This is a genomic window from Micrococcus sp. HSID17227 (genome assembly GCF_003989405.1).
In the GTDB taxonomy this organism is placed as follows: domain Bacteria; phylum Actinomycetota; class Actinomycetes; order Actinomycetales; family Micrococcaceae; genus Micrococcus; species Micrococcus luteus.
This window is the reverse complement of the sequence record NZ_RBLN01000389.1, coordinates 1-1407: the sequence shown is the minus strand read 5'-3', so window position 1 is coordinate 1407 and position 1407 is coordinate 1. Positions and strand designations below refer to the sequence as shown.

At 75.8% G+C, this 1407-nt stretch carries 1 protein-coding gene; it reads left to right on the top strand.

Annotated features, from left to right (window positions below):
- Nucleotides 1-1407 (top strand): depupylase/deamidase Dop (dop, locus tag D8M29_RS12105; protein ID WP_127446017.1); only part of this gene is annotated, 1407 nt, incomplete at both ends.

Here is a 1407-nt window from a genome sequence, read left to right as displayed (position 1 = left end):
CCGCCTTCGAGGGCCAGCGCCGGCTTTTCCACGGCGCGGCCGTTCCCCCGAACGGGCGGGACGCCGCCGGCTGGGGCGTGCACCGGGTGATGGGCACGGAGACCGAGTTCGGCATCCACGCGCCGGCCAACCCGGGGGCGCACCACAGCGTGCTCTCGGTCGAGCTCGTGAACGCGTACGCGGACCTGGCGACCCGGTCCGGCTCGGCGGTGGCCGGCACGGAGTGGGACTACACGGGGGAGTCGCCGCTCGTGGACGCCCGCGGCTGGCGGCTGCCGCGTTCGGCGGCGCACCCCTCGCAGCTGACCGACGAGGCGCTCGTGGGCCCGGACGGGGAGCCCGTGCACCTGCTGCTGTCCACCGTGCTGGCCAACGGCGCGCGCTGGTACGTGGACCACGCCCACCCGGAGTACTCGTCGCCGGAGACGACCACCCCGCGGGACGCCATGGTGTGGGACGCCGCCGGGGACCTGGTCGCCCAGGCGGCGGCCGAGCACATCGGCCAGGCCGAGGGCGCCCCGGAGGTGCTGGTCTACAAGAACAACGTGGACGGCAAGGGCCAGTCCTACGGCGCGCACGAGAACTACCTCGTGGCCCGGTCCCTCGACTTCGAGGAGCTCACCGCCGTCCTGCTGCCGTTCTTCGCGGCGCGGCAGGTGCTCGTGGGCGCGGGCCGCGTGGGACTCGGCCCGGCGGGGGAGCGGCCGGGCTTCCAGCTGTCCCAGCGGGCCGACTACTTCGAGGAGCCCGTGGGCCTGGAGACCACGATCCACCGGCCGATCGTCAACACGCGGGACGAGCCGCACGCCCGCCCCGAGGCCTACCGCCGGCTCCACGTGATCATCGGCGACGCGACGCTGAGCCAGCACGCCACGTGGCTGCGGATGGGCATGACCGCGCTCGTCCTCGCGATGGCCGAGGCCGGGACGGCGCCCCGGCTCACCCTGGACGACCCGGTGGCCGCGTTGCAGACGATCAGCCACGACCCGGGCCTGCGGGCCACGGTGCCCCTGCTCGAACGCACCGCGGACGGCCCCGTGCGCCGGCACTGGACCGGGCTGCAGATCCTGCGGTCCTACCTGGACGCGGCCCGCGCCCACTGCGCCGCCTTCGGGGCGGCGGATCCGCAGACGCGCGAAGTGCTGGACGCCTGGGCCGTCGACCTCGACGACGCCACCGCGGATCCGCTGTCCCTGAGCGACCGCGCCGACTGGGCGGCCAAGCTGCGCGTCCTCGAGGGCCTGCGGGCCCGCACGGGCGCGGACTGGACCGACCCCCGCCTCGCGATGGTGGACCTGCAGTACGCCGACCTCCGCCCGGCCCGCTCCCTGCACCGCCGCCTCGTGGCCGCCGGCGCCCTCCGGACGCTCGCCGATGAGGCGGAGATCCGTGCCGCCGTCGCCACGC